11 protein-coding genes are annotated in these 16,539 nt (G+C 63.4%); 8 read left to right on the plus strand and 3 right to left on the minus strand.

Features of this window, described 5'->3' with window-relative positions; all coding sequences use genetic code 11:
* Window positions 1–73: 73 nt before the first annotated feature.
* The 3 genes from LOZ74_RS16055 to rpoB all read right to left on the minus strand — a co-directional run bounded on the left by LOZ74_RS16055 (window position 74) and on the right by rpoB (window position 11,136).
* Entirely contained in the window at window positions 74–2,392 is a 2,319-nt protein-coding gene (locus LOZ74_RS16055; protein ID WP_230292012.1) for a bifunctional diguanylate cyclase/phosphodiesterase, read from the minus strand.
* 181 nt (window positions 2,393–2,573) lie between these two features.
* Complete coding sequence (gene rpoC / locus LOZ74_RS16060; RefSeq protein WP_230292013.1) at window positions 2,574–6,884, minus strand: DNA-directed RNA polymerase subunit beta'; 4,311 nt, start codon at window positions 6,882–6,884, stop codon at window positions 2,574–2,576.
* Window positions 6,885–6,957: 73 nt separating this feature from the next.
* Entirely contained in the window at window positions 6,958–11,136 is a 4,179-nt protein-coding gene (rpoB, locus tag LOZ74_RS16065; protein WP_230292014.1) for a DNA-directed RNA polymerase subunit beta, read from the minus strand.
* Window positions 11,137–11,616: 480 nt separating this feature from the next.
* Between rpoB and LOZ74_RS16070 the strand changes: the two genes are divergently transcribed.
* From LOZ74_RS16070 to groES, 8 genes are all read left to right on the plus strand, one after another.
* Window positions 11,617–11,757: a hypothetical protein gene (locus LOZ74_RS16070; protein WP_230292015.1), complete on the plus strand. Its 141-nt coding sequence runs from the start codon at window positions 11,617–11,619 to the stop codon at window positions 11,755–11,757.
* A gap of 28 nt (window positions 11,758–11,785) precedes the next feature.
* On the plus strand, window positions 11,786–12,328 hold the full coding sequence (locus LOZ74_RS16075) for a DUF2975 domain-containing protein (protein ID WP_230292016.1): 543 nt from the start codon (window positions 11,786–11,788) through the stop codon (window positions 12,326–12,328).
* On the plus strand, window positions 12,328–12,567 hold the full coding sequence (locus LOZ74_RS16080; RefSeq protein WP_230292017.1) for a helix-turn-helix transcriptional regulator: 240 nt from the start codon (window positions 12,328–12,330) through the stop codon (window positions 12,565–12,567). The genes LOZ74_RS16075 and LOZ74_RS16080 overlap by 1 nt, the downstream gene beginning before the upstream one ends.
* A gap of 185 nt (window positions 12,568–12,752) precedes the next feature.
* Window positions 12,753–13,133, plus strand: coding sequence for a YidH family protein (locus tag LOZ74_RS16085; RefSeq protein WP_230292018.1), 381 nt, complete (start codon window positions 12,753–12,755; stop codon window positions 13,131–13,133).
* Window positions 13,134–13,451: 318 nt separating this feature from the next.
* A complete protein-coding gene (rplJ, locus tag LOZ74_RS16090) occupies window positions 13,452–13,967 on the plus strand; it encodes a 50S ribosomal protein L10 (protein WP_230292019.1) in 516 nt (171 codons plus the stop codon).
* A gap of 95 nt (window positions 13,968–14,062) precedes the next feature.
* Window positions 14,063–14,440: a 50S ribosomal protein L7/L12 gene (gene rplL, locus LOZ74_RS16095; protein WP_230279890.1), complete on the plus strand. Its 378-nt coding sequence runs from the start codon at window positions 14,063–14,065 to the stop codon at window positions 14,438–14,440.
* Between the two features lie 137 nt (window positions 14,441–14,577).
* On the plus strand, window positions 14,578–15,996 hold the full coding sequence (locus LOZ74_RS16100) for an MATE family efflux transporter (RefSeq protein ID WP_230292020.1): 1,419 nt from the start codon (window positions 14,578–14,580) through the stop codon (window positions 15,994–15,996).
* Window positions 15,997–16,235: 239 nt separating this feature from the next.
* Entirely contained in the window at window positions 16,236–16,523 is a 288-nt protein-coding gene (gene groES / locus LOZ74_RS16105) for a co-chaperone GroES (RefSeq protein WP_230292021.1), read from the plus strand.
* Window positions 16,524–16,539: the final 16 nt, after the last annotated feature.

Here is a 16,539-nt window from a genome sequence, read left to right on the forward strand (position 1 = left end):
AAAATCGGGCGATTTCCCCGAACTTGGATTTTACGGGCCGCACGAAGCCCTTACCCTATGCCGGGCCTTACGATCAGGCGGCGCTGGGAAGGCGGCGGATCGAGGCGCGCCAGCGTTCGCATTCGCTGTCGAACGGGCGGCCGTCGCTCAGTTCCTCGACATTGAACGGATAGGATATGTAATAGCCCTGCACCTCGGTGCAGCCTGCCGCGCGCAGCCATTCCAGCTGTTCCTCGCGCTCCACGCCTTCGGCCACCGTGTCCATGCCCAAAGTGCCCGCCAGCGAGGTAACCGCGCGGATGATCGCCTGACAATCCTCGCGCTTTTCCAGATCGGCGACGAAGCATTTGTCGATCTTGATCTTGTCGAACGGAAAGCTGCGTAGATAGTTGAGCGACGAATAGCCCGTCCCGAAATCGTCGAGCGAGATGCGCACGCCCAGTTCGCGCAATTTGTGCAGCAAGGCGACATTCGCCTCGGACTCCTGCATCAGCACGTTTTCCGTAATCTCCAGCTCGATCCGCGCGGGATCGATGCCGGTATGGGCGATCGCGGTCACCAGTTGCGACATCAGGCGCGGGCTGCGCATCTGGATGGGGGACAGGTTGATCGCCACGCGCTGCCCGCCGGCCCAGCGGGCCGCCTGTGCGATGGCATTGCGCATGATCCATTCGCCCAGCGGCACGATCAGGCCGGTATCCTCGGCAATCGGGATGAATTCGCCCGGCATGACGACGCCCATGGTGGGATGCTCCCACCGGACCAGCGCCTCGAACCCGGCCACCTCGCCCGTATCGATATTGACGAGCGGCTGGAAATGCAGCGCGAACTGGCCCTGCTTGATCGCATCGCGCAAATCGGCTTCCAGCGCGGCCCGCTCCCGCTCGCGGTCTTCCATCCACGGCTCGAACTGCGCGAAACAGGCGCGTCCGCGCGCCTTGGCGGCATAGAGCGCCAGATCGGCCTGCCGCAGCAGATCGTCGGAATTACCGCCCTGCCCCTTATGGAACGCAACCCCCACGCTGGTCGAGATATGCAGCTTTTGCCCCTCGATCCGGAAGGGTTCGGTGATGGCCGCGACGATGCGGTCGGCCACGGCCAGCGCTTCTTCCGCATCGCGGAAACGGGTCAGCAAGACGGCGAATTCGTCGCCGCCAAGCCGCGCGACCAGATCGTGCCCCTTGACCTTGCTGGTAATGCGCCGCGCCGCTTCGGTCAGCAGCAAATCGCCGCAGCTGTGGCCAAGCGTGTCGTTGATCGTCTTGAAATGGTCGAGGTCGAGGTAAAGCAGCGCGCAGCTGTCGCCCTTGCGCTGGCGGGCCAGCTGTCCGGCCAGCGTCTCGCCAAACAGAAAGCGGTTGGCAAGGCCGGTCAGGCCGTCGTGATGCGCCATATATGCGACGCGCTGTTCGGTGCGGCGCGTGGCGGTGACATCGCGGGCGACACCGCGGATCGTGCCATCCTCGCGCGGAGAGGCAGACAGCATCCACCAGCGCCCGCCCAGCGGATCGTCGTCGCGGGTGACCAGTTCCAGCGTCAGATCGCGGAACGGTTCGCGCCGCAGCAGCCGGTGCGACAAATGCTCGCGCGCGGGGCCGTGGCGGAACAGGCTGACCAGTTCCTTCCCTTCCAGTTCGGGCCGCGGCATCGAGGCCGCCTCGCCAAAGCGGTCGCACACGCCGACGAGGCAGCCCGAATGATCGACACGCCACAGCCAGTCCGCGCTCTGCGCTTCGTAATCGTGGAGCAGCAAGCGGATCGTCTCGGCGCTTTCCGACACGGCGAATTCGGCATTGAAGCGCGCTTCATAGGCCGCCGCATCGGCGCGGAAGCAATAGAGCACGACCGTCGCATAAAAGAGCATGACCGGCACATTGACGAAATCGACCGGATCGCCGCGCAACAGGGTGGACCCGACCCCGCCCGCGACAAAGGCCACGGTCAGCGCGATGCCGATACGCGGCATGGACCGCAAGCGGATTGCCGCCGTCGCCAGCATGCCGGTGATCAGTATGTTGACCGTCACGCGGGTCGACGGGTCGAGCATCGAGGCGATGAAAGACAGGCCCAGTGCCCATAACGCCGCATCGGCATAGGCGAGCACCTCGGCCTTGCGGGCCTGCCGCCGTATATAGCCGAAATCGATCGTGTCCGGCTCTATCCTGCCGGCATGCCACACGCGCAAGGTGCTGACCGCCCCGATGGCAAGCAGCCAGATGCCGCACAGCGCGTGCCAGATGGCCATTAATTCGCGCGGGGCGATGGCACAGGCGATCATGGCGGAAAGGCCGCTCAACATCGCGGCGACCGGCGCATGCGCGGCATAATCGCCCAGCCTGCGGGCAAGCAGCAATTCGTCGCGGTTCAGCACCGCTTCCTGCCTTGCCCCCATTGCCCCCTTACCTTCAACGCGCGTTGCGATGGCCGGGGACTAACGGCAAGAAGTTAAAATCCATGTAAAACACTTGCCGCGGGCAAGCGCCGCTTATGAAAAAGCCCCGCCGGGGACGAACCTCGACGGGGCGTTTTCAATCATATCGACGGAGCAGTTTACCCCGTCAGCCGGTCAGCGATCAGGCTTCGTTGTCGCCGTCACCATCCGCCGCTTCGGGGTTCAGGTAATCGCCTGCATCCGCATCGGTGCCGTGGGTTTCACCCTCGACCGCTGCCAGCGGATCGTCGCCCAGATCATCGGCCGGATCGCGCAGCAGTTCGGCTGCATGCTCTTCCTCTGCCGAATCGGCGGCGATCAGCGCTTCCTGCATCTTGCGATACTGGGCCCGCAGCGCCGCATCGCGGCTGGAGGCGGCGACGCGGACGCGGTTCATGCCCGCGCCGGTACCGGCGGGGATGAGGCGGCCCACGATCACGTTTTCCTTCAGACCGATCAGCGAGTCCTTCTTTCCTTCGACCGCCGCCTGCGTCAGCACGCGGGTGGTTTCCTGGAACGAAGCGGCCGAGATGAAGCTGCGGGTCTGCAGCGACGCCTTGGTGATGCCCAGCAGGATCGGCTTGCCTTCGGCCGGTTCCTTGCCCTTCGCCAGCTTGGCGTTGGTTTCGAGCATTTCTTCCAGATCGACCTGTTCGCCCGGCAGCAGCGTGGTGTCGCCACCGTTGGTGATCTCGACCTTTTGCAGCATCTGACGAACGATCGTCTCGATGTGCTTGTCGTTGATCTTCACGCCCTGCAAGCGATAGACTTCCTGGATCTCGTTCACGAGATATTCGGCCAAGGCCTCGATCCCCAGAACTTCCAGAATGTCGTGCGGATCGGGCGAGCCGGAGATCAGGTTGTCGCCCTTCTTGACGAAGTCGCCTTCCTGAACGTCGATCACCTTCGACTTCGGGATCAGATACTCGACCGGATCACCCTCTTCCGGAATGATCGCGATCTTGCGCTTCGCCTTATAGTCGCGGACGAATTCGACACGGCCCGACACCTTGGCGATAACCGCATTGTCCTTGGGCTTGCGCGCCTCGAACAGTTCGGCAACGCGCGGCAGACCGCCGGTGATGTCGCGGGTCTTGGCGGCTTCACGCGACGCACGGGCCAGAATGTCACCGGCCTGCACTTCCGCACCGTCCTCGACCGAGAGCGTCGTGCCGGGGGCCAGCATGTAACGTGCCGCCTCGGTCTCGTCGCCGGCCTGGCCCAGCAGGGTCATACGCGGACGCAGGTCTTCCTTCTTGGAACGGCCCGCGGCGCGATATTCGGTGATGACGCGCTGGGCGATGCCCGTCGCTTCGTCGACCTGCTCGGTCATGGTCTTGCCGTCGAGGATATCCTGATATTTCACGACACCCGACTGCTCGGTGATGATCGGCAGGGTGAACGGATCCCACTCTGCCATGCGATCGCCCTGCTTCACCTCGGCGCCGTCGTCGAACAGGATGACGGTACCATAGGGGACGCGGTGCATTTCGCGCTCGCGCCCTTCGGCGTCGATCACGAGGATTTCACCGCTGCGGGCCATCGAAAGGCGGCGGCCGCGCTTGTCGGTGATGGTCGGCATGTCGCGATAGACAAGCTTACCGTCCGACACCGCTTCGAGGTGCGAGGTCTCGTTGAGCTGCGCCGCACCACCGATGTGGAACGTACGCATGGTCAGCTGCGTGCCCGGCTCACCGATCGACTGCGCGGCAATCACGCCGACAGCCTCACCGATGTTCACCGGCGTACCGCGAGCGAGGTCGCGGCCATAGCACTTGCCGCACACACCCTGCTGCGCTTCGCAGACCAGCGGCGAGCGGATCTTGGCAACCTGCGTTTCCGCGTCCTCGATCACCTTGATCGCCGCCTCGTCCAGCAGCTGGCCCTTGGTGGCCAGCACTTCGCCGGTCTTGGCGTGGACGATATCCTCGGCCAGCGTGCGGCCCAGAATACGTTCGCCCAGCGATGCGATGGTCGAACCGCCCTGAATGATCGCGCGCATTTCCAGCATGCGATCGGTGCCGCAATCTTCCTCGACGATGACGCAGTCCTGCGACACGTCGACCAGACGGCGGGTCAGGTAACCCGAGTTCGCGGTCTTGAGCGCGGTATCGGCCAGACCCTTACGGGCACCGTGGGTCGAGTTGAAGTATTCAAGAACGGTCAGGCCTTCCTTGAAGTTCGAGATGATCGGCGTTTCGATGATCTCGCCCGAAGGCTTGGCCATCAGGCCGCGCATACCCGCCAGCTGCTTCATCTGCGCCGGAGAGCCACGCGCACCGGAGTGCGACATCATATAGATCGAGTTGATCGGCTTCATCCGGCCGGTCTCCTCGTCCTTGGGCTGGGCCTTGATCTCGTCCATCATGGCGGCCGCGACCTGGTCGCCGCAACGGCTCCACGCGTCGATCGCCTTGTTGTACTTTTCCTGCCAGGTGATCAGGCCGTCCTGATACTGCTGCTCATACTCGGCAACCTGCGCCTTGGTCTCTTCGACCAGCGGCACCTTGGCGTCCGGAATGATCATGTCGTCCTTGCCGAACGAAATGCCCGCACGGCATGCGTGGCGGAAGCCCAGCACCATGATGGCGTCGGCGAACAGCACCGTGTCCTTCTGGCCGGTGTGACGATAGACCTGGTCGATCACGTCGCCGATGTCCTTCTTGGTAAGAAGGCGGTTGACGACCTCGAACGGGACGGTGTGGCTCTTGGGCAGGCATTCGCCGATCAGCATGCGGCCCGGAGTGGTCTCCACGCGCTTCAGATAGGTCTTGCCGTCCTCGTCCACCTGCGGAACGCGGGTGTGGATCTTGGAGTGGAGCGTCACCGCGCCCACTTCGAGAGCCTGATGCACCTCGGCCATGTCGGTCAGCATGCTGCCTTCGCCGGGCTCGCCCTCAAGATCCATCGAGAGGTAATAGAGACCCAGCACCATGTCCTGCGAAGGCACGATGATCGGCTTGCCGTTGGCGGGCGACAGGATGTTGTTGGTCGACATCATCAGCACGCGGGCTTCCAGCTGGGCTTCCAGCGAAAGCGGCACGTGGACGGCCATCTGGTCACCGTCGAAGTCGGCGTTGAAGGCCGAGCAGACGAGCGGGTGCAGCTGGATCGCCTTGCCTTCGATCAGCACGGGTTCGAACGCCTGAATGCCCAGACGGTGCAGCGTCGGCGCGCGGTTCAGCAGAACCGGGTGCTCGCGGATCACCTCGTCAAGGATGTCCCAGACTTCCTTGCGTTCCTTTTCCACCCACTTCTTGGCCTGCTTCAGGGTCATCGACAGACCCTTGGCGTCAAGGCGTGCGTAGATGAACGGCTTGAACAGTTCGAGCGCCATCTTCTTGGGCAGGCCGCACTGGTGCAGCTTGAGTTCGGGGCCGGTCACGATGACCGAACGGCCCGAATAGTCGACGCGCTTGCCGAGCAGGTTCTGACGGAAGCGGCCCTGCTTGCCCTTGAGCATGTCGGACAGCGACTTCAGCGGGCGCTTGTTGGCGCCGGTGATCACGCGGCCGCGGCGGCCATTGTCGAACAGCGCGTCGACGGCTTCCTGAAGCATGCGCTTTTCGTTGCGGACGATGATGTCCGGCGCGCGCAGTTCCATCAGCCGCTTCAAACGGTTGTTACGGTTGATCACGCGGCGATAGAGGTCGTTCAGATCCGAGGTCGCGAAACGACCGCCGTCCAGCGGCACCAGCGGGCGCAGTTCGGGCGGGATGACCGGCACGACTTCAAGGATCATCCATTCGGGACGGTTGCCCGAATCGATGAAGCTTTCGACGACCTTCAGACGCTTGATGATCTTCTTGGGCTTCAGCGCCGACTTGGTCGTCGCCAGCTCTTCCATCAGATCTTCGCGTTCCTGTTCGAGGTCGAGGTCCATGAGCATGGTCTTGACCGCTTCGGCGCCGATGGCGGCGCTGAACGCGTCTTCGCCATATTCGTCCTGCGCGTCGAGCAGCTCGTCCTCGGTCAGAAGCTGGAACTTCTCGAGCGGGGTCAGGCCCGGCTCGGTCACGATATAGCTTTCGAAATACAGCACGCGCTCAAGCTGCTTGAGCTGCATGTCGAGCAGCAGGCCGATGCGCGAGGGCAGCGACTTCAGGAACCAGATATGCGCGACGGGCGCAGCCAGTTCGATGTGGCCCATACGCTCGCGGCGGACCTTGGTCACGGTGACCTCAACGCCGCACTTCTCACAGACGACGCCCTTGTACTTCATGCGCTTGTACTTGCCGCACAGGCACTCATAGTCCTTCACCGGACCGAAGATGCGCGCGCAGAACAACCCGTCACGCTCGGGCTTGAACGTGCGGTAGTTGATGGTCTCGGGCTTCTTGATCTCGCCGAAAGACCAGCTGCGGATACGCTCGGGCGACGCCAGACCGATCTGGATCTGGTCGAAGGTCTCGGGCTTTGCGGCCGGATTAGCGAATTTCGTCAGTTCGTTCATTTCTCAAATCCCTATCAGGGGAAAACCTTGGGTGACGGATGGGAGGGCCGCCGTTTCGGACGGCCCGCTCCCCTTACTCCGCCGCCTCGGGCAGGGCCGGACCGTCTTCGTCATCGCTCTCGTCGACAAGCGAGGAGAGTTCGACGTTGAGACCCAGCGAGCGCATTTCCTTGACGAGAACGTTGAAGCTCTCGGGAATGCCGGCCTCGAAGGTGTCGTCGCCCTTGACGATCGCTTCATAGACCTTGGTGCGGCCGACAACGTCGTCGGACTTCACCGTCAGCATTTCCTGCAAGGTGTACGCAGCGCCGTATGCCTGCAGCGCCCAGACCTCCATTTCGCCGAAGCGCTGGCCGCCGAACTGCGCCTTACCGCCCAGCGGCTGCTGGGTGACAAGCGAGTAGGGGCCGATCGAACGGGCGTGGATCTTGTCGTCGACAAGGTGGTGCAGCTTCAGCATGTAGATGATGCCCACGGTCACCTTGCGGTCGAACGCCTCGCCGGTACGGCCGTCATACAGCGTCGACTGGCCCGACGAATCGTAGCCTGCCTTCAGCAGCATGTCGGTCACGTCGCTTTCGCGCGCACCGTCGAACACCGGCGTGCCCATCGGAACGCCGCGGCGCAGGTTGTTCGCCAGTTCGACGACTTCCTCGGTGGTGCGGCTGTTGATGTCGTCGGCGTAATTCTCGCCATAGACGTCGTTCAGCTTGTCCATCAGCGCAGCGGGCGGCGGGCCGGCCATCGCGTCGGGATTGTTCGCACGCCATTCGTCGAGCTGTTCCGCGATCTGCATGCCAAGCCCGCGTGCCGCGAAGCCCAGATGCGTTTCGAAGATCTGACCGACGTTCATGCGCGACGGCACGCCCAGCGGGTTCAGCACGAGGTCGACGGGTGTGCCGTCTTCAAGGAAGGGCATGTCCTCGGCCGGAAGAATGCGCGAAATCACACCCTTGTTACCGTGACGGCCCGCCATCTTGTCGCCCGGCTGCAGCTTGCGCTTCACCGCGACGAAGACCTTGACCATCTTCAGCACGCCCGGAGCCAGCTCGTCGCCACGCTCCAGCTTTTCCTTGCGGTCCTCGAACTTGGCGTTGATGGCCTTCACGCTCTCGTCGTACTGGCTCTTCACCGCTTCCAGCTGCTGCTGGCGGTTGTCGTCGGCCACCGCGAATTTGAACCACTCGTGGCGCTCGACTTCGTCCAGCAGTTCCTCGGTGATCTCGCCGCCCTTCTTCACGCCCTTGGGCGCTGCCGAAGCGGTCTGGCCCACCAGCATGTCGCGCAGGCGGTTATAGGTCGCGCGGTTCAGAATGGCGCGCTCGTCCTCGCGGTCCTTGGCGAGGCGTTCGATCTCCTCGTTCTGGATGGCGCGGGTACGGTCGTCCACTTCGATACCGTGGCGGTTGAAGACGCGCACGTCGACGATGGTGCCCGACACGCCCGGCGGCAGGCGGAGCGATGTGTCGCGCACGTCGCTGGCCTTTTCGCCAAAGATGGCGCGCAGCAGCTTTTCTTCCGGCGTCATCGGGCTTTCGCCCTTGGGCGTGATCTTGCCCACCAGAATGTCGCCCGGATGCACTTCGGCGCCGATATAGACGATGCCCGCCTCGTCGAGGTTGCGCAGCGCTTCCTCGCCGACATTCGGGATGTCGCGCGTGATGTCCTCGGGCCCAAGCTTGGTGTCGCGGGCCATCACTTCGAATTCGTCGATGTGGATCGAGGTGAACACGTCGTCCTTCACGATGCGCTCGCTGATCAGGATCGAGTCTTCGTAGTTGTAACCGTTCCACGGCATGAACGCGACGAGGCTGTTACGGCCCAGCGCCAGCTCACCCAGATCGGTCGAAGGACCGTCGGCGATGATATCGCCGGTCTCGATAACCTCACCCACCTTCACCAGCGGGCGCTGGTTGATGCAGGTGCTCTGGTTCGAACGCTCGAACTTCTGCAGGCGATAGATGTCGACGCCCGACTGGCCGGCCTCGACGTCGCCCTGCGCGCGGATCACGATACGGGTCGCGTCGACCTGATCGACGATACCGCCACGCTTGGCAGCGATCGCCGCGCCCGAATCGCGGGCCACGGTCTCTTCCATGCCGGTGCCGACCCAAGGCGCTTCGGCCTTGACCAGCGGCACGGCCTGACGCTGCATGTTCGATCCCATCAGTGCGCGGTTGGCGTCATCGTTTTCCAGGAACGGAATCAGCGATGCCGCGACCGAGACGAGCTGCTTGGGCGACACGTCCATCAGCGTGACCTGATCCGACGGGCTCATCACGAATTCGCCGTTCTGGCGGGCCGAGACGAGATCTTCGACGAACATGCCGTCGGCGTCGGTTTCGGCCGATGCCTGCGCGACGGTGTTCTTCTGCTCTTCCATCGCCGACAGGTACTGGACGTCGCCGGTGACCTTGCCTTCAATGACCTTGCGATAAGGCGTTTCGATGAAGCCGTACTTGTTGACGCGCGCAAAGGTCGACAGCGAGTTGATCAGACCAATGTTCGGGCCTTCGGGCGTTTCGATCGGGCAGATGCGGCCATAGTGCGTCGGGTGCACGTCGCGGACTTCAAAGCCTGCACGCTCACGGGTCAGACCGCCCGGGCCAAGCGCCGAAACGCGGCGCTTGTGGGTGACTTCCGACAGCGGGTTGGTCTGGTCCATGAACTGCGAGAGCTGCGAGGAGCCAAAGAATTCACGCACCGCGGCCACGGCAGGCTTCGCGTTGATGAGGTCGTTCGGCATCACGGTCGATACGTCGACGCTCGACATGCGCTCCTTCACCGCACGTTCCATGCGCAGCAGGCCGACGCGGTACTGGTTTTCCAGCAGCTCGCCCACCGAACGCACGCGGCGGTTGGCAAGGTTGTCGATGTCGTCGACATCGCCCTTGCCGTCCTTCAGATCGACCAGTTCCTTGACGACCGCAAGGATGTCTTCGCGGCGCAGGGTGGTGATCGTATCCTCGGCGTCGAGGCCAAGGCGCATGTTCAGCTTCACGCGGCCCACGGCCGAGAGGTCATAGCGTTCGCCGTCGAAGAACAGGCCTTCGAACAGGGCTTCGGCGGTTTCCTTCGTCGGCGGCTCGCCCGGACGCATCACCTTGTAGATGGCTTCCAGACCCATGTCGCGGTTCTCGGCCTTGTCGGCCTGCATGGTGTTGCGGATCCACGGGCCGGTATTGACGTGGTCGATGTCCAGCAGTTCGAGCTGGTCCACGCCGGCATTGTCCAGCGCTTCAAGGTTTTCGGGCGAAACTTCGTCGCCCGCCTCGATCCAGATGCGGCCGGTGGACTCGTCGATCATGTCCTTGGCGGCATAGCGGCCGAAGATTTCCTCGGTCGGGATCAGCAGGTCGGTCAGACCGTCCTTTTGCGCCTTGTTCGCGGCGCGGGGGCTGATCTTGGTGCCGGCGGGGAACACGACTTCGCCCGACAATGCATCGACGATGTCGAACGCGGGCTTCTGGCCGCGCCATGCCTCGGGCGTGAACGGAATCTTCCAGCCGCCCTCACCACGCTGCCACACGACAGTGTTATAGAAATGCTCGAGGATTTCCTCGCTATCGAGGCCCAGCGCGTACAGCAGCGCGGTGACCGGCAGCTTGCGCTTGCGGTCGATACGCACGTTGACGATGTCCTTGGCGTCGAATTCGAAATCCAGCCACGAACCGCGATAGGGGATCACGCGCGCAGCGAAGAGATACTTGCCCGAGGAATGCGTCTTGCCGCGGTCGTGGTCGAACAGCACACCCGGCGAACGGTGCATCTGCGACACGATCACGCGCTCGGTGCCGTTGACGATGAAGGTGCCGTTCGAGGTCATGAGCGGCATGTCGCCCATGTACACGTCCTGCTCCTTGATATCGAGAACGCTGCGCGCTTCGGTATCGGGGTCGATTTCGAACACGATCAGGCGCAGCGTCACCTTCATCGGGGCTGCATAGGTGATGCCGCGCTGGCGGCATTCGGTCGTGTCGTACTTGGGCTCTTCCAGCTCGTAATGAACGAAGTCCAGCTCGGACGTGCCGGCGAAATCACGGATCGGGAACACCGAACGCAGCGTCTTTTCAAGGCCCGAGACATAGCCGGTGGCCGGATCGGAGCGCAGGAACTGCTCATAGCTTTCGCGCTGAACCTCGATCAGGTTCGGCATCTGCACGACTTCGTGAATGTCGCCGAAGATCTTGCGGATGCGCTTCTTCTTGCTGCCGCCCTGGCGGATAGCGTTATCGTCGAGCTGGGTCGCCATAGAAAGGGAGCCTCTTTCGCCTTGGTGTTCGTCTCGGTCGGGTGGCCGCCTGTTCCGATTCGCCATCGCGATTCGAAAGGGCACGGCTGCCCGCAAATCTGGTGCACGAGGGGGTGGTCCAGAAACGACAAAAGGCCGCAAGACAGCACGAAAGCACCTGTATCCGGTGAGTCGTGGCCTGCAGCCGTCGCGTCGTTCGCTGATGCCCCGCTTCCATTCCGTGGTGACCTTACGCGCAAAGGCCGCCTTGCTCGAAGCTGTCGGACGGCGCTGCATATAGGGTCGCACCCCCGCACTGTCAAAGGGCGCGGATGCGATTGATTCGCCCATCCAGCCGTCAGGTCAGCCATGCCAAGGGGCGACACGCCGGAATTTTCCGTAAAACAATCAGGGTATTATCGTTTTTCGATATTTATCGATTGACGATAAACGACGCCGGGCTTATTGATTTTCGATATTGAACATATCGGAGAACATGAAATGACGCGCTATACCACGCAAAGCTTCGCCGCCCTTGCCGCCTTCGTGCTGGCCATGGGCCTGTGGGTTCCCACCGTGGCGCCCGTTGCCGACACGGCCACTGTCACCGTTGCGGTTGCCGCCGCGCCGGAAATGGCCTGAACACGAGAATCATAAGGAGGGACATACGATGCCGCTGACCACCCCGCCCCGAAAGCTCGATCCGCTGCTTGCCATCGCGCGGGTCGTGCTGGTCGTCATGCAGGGCCTTACCGCTTTCGGCGCGCTTGCCTGCATGCTGGCCGTGCCCGCGATCTTCATCTTCCGCTCGCAGGTCGAGGCCGAACTGGTCAGCGAGGGCGTTCCGCTGGAGGCCTTTACCGCGCTTGCCCTGCTGATCGCGATGGCGGGGGTTGCGGTCACCCTAATTTTCTGGGTCGCGCGGCTGTTGTGGCAGATGGTCGATACGGTGCGCGACGGCGATCCCTTCGTGCCCGAAAACGCCACGCGGCTCAGCCGGATGGCGTGGATCATGCTGACCATCCAGATCATCGGATTTCCGATCAGCGCCGCGGCCATCTGGCTAAACAATATTACCGAGGACGGCCATGCGGAGAACGTGGGCGACGGCTTTTCGCTCAGCGCGATCCTGCTGGTCCTGATCCTCTTCATCCTCGCCCGCGTGTTCCGCAAGGGAACCGAAATGCGCGAAGAGCTGGAAGGAACGGTCTGATGCCTCCCAAAACCGATACCGACGACGGCATGAGCAGGATCGCCGTGAAACTGGACGACCTGCTCTACGAACGTCGCATGACCCTGACCGAACTGGCCGAACGCGTCGGGCTGACCCTTGCAAACCTGTCGATCCTGAAAACGGGCAAGGCCAAGGCGATCCGCTTTTCCACGCTGGAAGCGATCTGCCGCGAACTGGACTGCCAGCCGGGCGATCTGCTGAGTTACGAGGCGGACTGAACGCAAGGCTGGCCACCCGCCCCGCACCGCCGCCGGATTGCCCCCGCGCAATCCGGCGGCCTTGCTGCATGATATCGGGGCTGCGAGATATGCCGGGACGCATCAGGGTAAGCCCCGATAGCCCCGCGCGCCCCGTCCCCTAATGCTCGCCGCGCAGTAAGGGGCCGCCATTCAGGAGGGACGAGATGAGCGCAGTCGAGAATACCCAGCCGCCGTTGGACCTGGGCACCGAACGGACCATCATGGCGGCCGACCGGACGCTGATGGCATGGATACGCACCGCGCTTTCGATGTTCAGCTTCGGCTTCACCATCTACAAGGTGCTCGACACGATGGCGGCCGGGGGAACGCTGGCCAGAAGCGACAGCCCGCGGATCGTCGCGCTGGTCCTTGCCGGCATCGGGATCTCGGCCATCGCCATCGGGGCCATCGAATACTGGACCACGCTGGCGGGCCTGCGCCGGACCGAACAGTTCCATATCGGCCGCCCCGTCCTTGCCATCGCGCTAGTCATGTTCCTGTGCGGGCTTGCACTGTTCATCGGGATCGCCACCCGCATCGTCTAGCGCGCATCCGGCTTGACTTTCGCCCCCCGCCGCTTCAAAGGGCCGCCCGACCGTTTCCCGCCCCGTGCGGGATTCGCGTCATCCGTCCGAGACAGTTGGTGACCGGAATATGCCGGTCTTAATGTCCAGCCTAGACGGGGAAAAGAGTTTTACGCGGCCCCCTCGCCATGCGGGGAACGGCCGCAGCCCGCGCCATTTCGGCGCACTCCTTCCCTGATCGACGGACTCGACTGCGCAGGCGGCCGCAATGCCGCGTGCGTGGACACAATGAGCCGATCGCCTGCCCGCAAGCGGGCGATCATACGTGAAGGAGTAAGCATGGATCGTTCGCAGAAAGCCGATTCGGTCGCACAGCTGAACGCCATCTTCAACGAGGTGGGCGTGGTGGTCGTCACCCGCAACCTCGGCCTTTCGGTCGCCCAGTCGACCGATCTGCGCCAGAAGATGCGCGATGCCGGTGCGTCCTACAAGGTCGCGAAGAACCGTCTTGCCATGCGGGCCCTCGAAGAGACCCCCTATAAGGGTCTTGAAGAGTTCCTGACCGGCCCCACCGCGATCGCGACTTCGGTCGATCCGGTGGCCGCTGCGAAGGTTGCCATCGATTTCGCCAAGAGCAACGACAAGCTCGAAATCGTCGGTGGTTCCATGGGTGGCCAGCTGCTCGACGCCGAAGGGGTCAAGGCTCTCGCCTCGATGCCGTCGCTCGACGAGCTGCGTGCCAAGCTGGTGGGGCTGGTCAACGCCCCGGCGACGAAGATCGCCCAGCTGTCGACGGCTCCCGCAGCCAAGCTGGCCCGCGTGTTCGGCGCCTATGCAGCCAAGGACGCTGCATAAGCCGACGCAAGCCCGTTTCGGGCAGGGACAAAGTTCTGATCGATTTACGGGCCGCCTGACTGACCGGCGCCCGACACGAAATGGAGTGAATTGAAATGGCCGATATCCAGAAGATTGTTGAAGAGCTGTCGCAGCTGACCGTTCTCGAAGCCGCTGAACTCGCAACCGCGCTTGAAGAAGCATGGGGCGTTTCGGCTGCAGCAGCCGTTGCCGTTGCGGCACCGGCCGGTGGTGGCGACGCTGGCGCCGCTGCTGAAGAAAAGGACGAATTCGACGTTATCCTGACCGGCGACGGCGGCAAGAAGATCCAGGTGATCAAGGAAGTCCGTGCGATCACCGGTCTGGGCCTCGCCGACGCGAAGGCTCTGGTCGAAGGCGCGCCGAAGCCCGTCAAGGAAGGCGTGAACAAGGCGGAAGCCGAAGAGATCAAGAAGAAGATCGAGGAAGCCGGCGGCACTGTCGAACTGAAGTAAGACAGGCTCGCTCAAGTAAGAAAGCGAAGGCCAACAGCCTTACTTTCACAGCCTCGAAACTCTTCGAAGCTCTCTGGGGCGGCGTCCGCAAAGACGCCGCCCCAATTTTTTTGCCCGATAGAGATTCGAGAATACTGATGACGACCTTACACTCCGCGCCGCTGCAAACCGCTCCGCCCGCACCGGGCGCGCGGCCCATGCGCGAGGAATTTATCGCCACCGCCCGGCTGGCCGGCCCGCTTGCGGCAGCGAACCTGTTGCAGATGGCGGTTTATGCCATCGACGTGATCTTCGTGGCGCAGCTGGGCACGCAGCAGCTGGCGGCGATTACGCTTGCCACGTCGGTCTACGGGCTGTCGCTGTGGTGCGCACTGGGGCTGATCGGCGCGGTCGCCCCGATGGCCGCGACGGCGCTGGGGCGCGGGCGCCATGCGCTGCGCGAAATGCGCCGCTCGTTCCGCATGGGCCTTTGGATGAGCCTGTTCGCAGGCCTGTTCGTGATGACCGTGGCGCTTGGCGGAGAGCCGCTGATGCATGCAACGGGGCAGGACCCGACGGTTTCGGCCATGGCGGGCGAATATCTGTTCGTGCTGTCTTTTGCCGCGATCCCCGTCGTCGCGTCCAACGTGCTGCGCATCTTCGTGTCGACGATGGACCGCGCGGTCGTGGCGACATGGATCACCGTGCTGGCCCTGCTGGTCAATACCACCGGCAACTGGATCCTGATCTTCGGCAATCTGGGCGCTCCCGCGCTGGGCCTGCGCGGCGCGGCCATCGCCAGCGTGATCACGGCCCTGTCCGTTCTCGCGGCCTATATCGCGGTGATCCAATCCGACCGGCGGATGCGTCGGCATTATCTGTTCGGGCGGCTGTGGCGGCCCGACTGGCAACGGCTGGGCGAAATCTGGAAGATCGGCCTGCCTATCGCGGCCATCACCCTGGCCGAAGGCGGGCTGTTCGGCGCGGCAGCGTTCCTGACGGGCGCGCTGGGCGGGCTGCAACTGGCCGCGCATACGGTGGCACTGCAACTGGCAGCCCTATGCTTTCAGGTGCCTTTCGGCATTTCGCAGGCGGCCACGATCCGCGTCGGCATCCACAACGGCGCCGGTTCGCGCGAAGGCATCCAGCGCGCGGGGCTGGCCGTGCTGGCGCTGACGGGCGGCATGGCGGTGGTGTTCGCCGCGCTGATGCTGGCCGCACCCAAACTGCTGCTGTCGATCTATATCGCGGTGGACGATCCGGCGAATGCGGACCTGCTGGCGCTGGCCATGTCGTTCCTGCTGATCGCAGCCGGGTTCCAGCTGTTCGACGGCGCGCAGGCCGTGCTGGCGGGATTGCTGCGCGGGCTGGCCGATACGCGCGTGCCCTTCGTGATGGCGGTGGTCGGATATTGGGTGTTCGGCTTTGCCGCCGCGTGGGGCCTCGGCTTTCACACCCCGCTTTCGGGCAAGGGTGTGTGGCTGGGCCTAGCGCTGGGGCTGCTCGTCACCAGCGTCCTTATGGGATGGCGCTGGCACCGGCGCGAACGTCTCGGCCTCGTGACAAGCGCAACATAAACGTCATCGCGGCGGCGTAAACAACGGGGCGGCTTCCACGCGGAGTCGCCCCTTTTTTCTTGCTGCAGGGAAAAGACCGCAAAAAAATCTGCCGCGCGCTGCTTGACGCCCCCGTCACGGCGGACCATATCCGCGCCGCTGGCACTCTCAGGCAGAGAGTGCCAAAGCATATCAACCCAAGCGGTCGGGGGGACTTGTAACACCCCTGCCCGCCATATCAACTGGAAGAGGTCATCATCATGGCATTCCGTCCGCTGCACGACCGCGTTCTGGTCCGTCGCATCGAAGCCGAGGAAAAGACCGCCGGCGGCATCATCATCCCCGACAGCGCCAAGGAAAAGCCCAGCGAGGGCGAGATCGTGGCAGTCGGCACCGGCACGCGTTCCGAAAACGGCACCGTCACCCCCCTCGACGTCAAGGCTGGCGATCGCGTGCTGTTCGGCAAGTGGTCCGGCACCGAAGTCAAGGTCGACGGCGAAGACCTGCTCATCATGAAGGAAAGCGACCTGCTCGGCGTTATCGCCTGAGCTTTCCGCTTCCCTG

The organism is Croceicoccus sp. Ery5, assembly GCF_020985325.1.
In the GTDB taxonomy this organism is placed as follows: domain Bacteria; phylum Pseudomonadota; class Alphaproteobacteria; order Sphingomonadales; family Sphingomonadaceae; genus Croceicoccus.

Coding starts and splice junctions, on each gene's coding strand:
- LOZ74_RS16055 (WP_230292012.1), bottom strand. CDS start 2,392: ATGGGGGCAAGGCAGGAAGCGGTGCTGAACCGCGACGAATTGCTGCTT.
- rpoC (WP_230292013.1), bottom strand. CDS start 6,884: ATGAACGAACTGACGAAATTCGCTAATCCGGCCGCAAAGCCCGAGACC.
- rpoB (WP_230292014.1), bottom strand. CDS start 11,136: ATGGCGACCCAGCTCGACGATAACGCTATCCGCCAGGGCGGCAGCAAG.
- LOZ74_RS16070 (WP_230292015.1), top strand. CDS start 11,617: ATGACGCGCTATACCACGCAAAGCTTCGCCGCCCTTGCCGCCTTCGTG.
- LOZ74_RS16075 (WP_230292016.1), top strand. CDS start 11,786: ATGCCGCTGACCACCCCGCCCCGAAAGCTCGATCCGCTGCTTGCCATC.
- LOZ74_RS16080 (WP_230292017.1), top strand. CDS start 12,328: ATGCCTCCCAAAACCGATACCGACGACGGCATGAGCAGGATCGCCGTG.
- LOZ74_RS16085 (WP_230292018.1), top strand. CDS start 12,753: ATGAGCGCAGTCGAGAATACCCAGCCGCCGTTGGACCTGGGCACCGAA.
- rplJ (WP_230292019.1), top strand. CDS start 13,452: ATGGATCGTTCGCAGAAAGCCGATTCGGTCGCACAGCTGAACGCCATC.
- rplL (WP_230279890.1), top strand. CDS start 14,063: ATGGCCGATATCCAGAAGATTGTTGAAGAGCTGTCGCAGCTGACCGTT.
- LOZ74_RS16100 (WP_230292020.1), top strand. CDS start 14,578: ATGACGACCTTACACTCCGCGCCGCTGCAAACCGCTCCGCCCGCACCG.
- groES (WP_230292021.1), top strand. CDS start 16,236: ATGGCATTCCGTCCGCTGCACGACCGCGTTCTGGTCCGTCGCATCGAA.